The organism is Vibrio sp. D173a (assembly GCF_030248475.1).
The window spans coordinates 1-559 of the sequence record NZ_JAHGAH010001178.1 but is presented as its reverse complement, the minus strand read 5'-3'; the positions used below and the strand labels follow the sequence as shown (position 1 = coordinate 559).

The window sequence follows — 559 nt, the reverse complement described above, 5'->3', positions numbered from 1 at the left end:
TATAGGTACACTTTGTATCTCAAGGTTATCCAAAGCCTCAATTTGTGCATCTCGTTTATTACACATTAACATCATATTACATCCGGCATCTAGCGCAGCTTGTGCTCTTTGTGCTGGACCACCCATGATCGCAGCCCCTTCCATTGTCAGGTCATCGGAAAATACCAGACCTTTAAAACCAAGCTGCTTTCTCAACACATCTTGTAGCCAATAGCGAGAGCCACTTGCTGGCTTGTCATCGTAGTTCGAGAAAACCACATGCGCCGGCATCATTGCATCTAGAATACCCGCCTCAATTTGTGCCTTGAAGATCGCCATATCGGTTTCAAAAATGTCTTGTCTTAGGTCGTAAGGTGTCTCTAGGTGCGAGTCTGCAATCACGCCACCGTGTCCTGGGAAGTGCTTACCCGTTGTCGCCATGCCCACCGACTTCATGCCTTTAATGAATGCGCTGCTATGACGAACGATGGTATCGATATCCTCGCCAAACGCTCGGTTACCTATCGCTTTACAGTCGTGGCCTTTATCTAATACAGGTGCGAAGCTCAGGTCGATATCA

Annotated in this window: 1 protein-coding gene; it reads right to left on the bottom strand. The window is 47.4% G+C overall.

The genetic code is table 11. The features are described from left to right. Nucleotides 1-559 (bottom strand): beta-N-acetylhexosaminidase (gene nagZ, locus KIV40_RS32150; protein ID WP_285353401.1); only part of this gene is annotated, 559 nt, incomplete at both ends.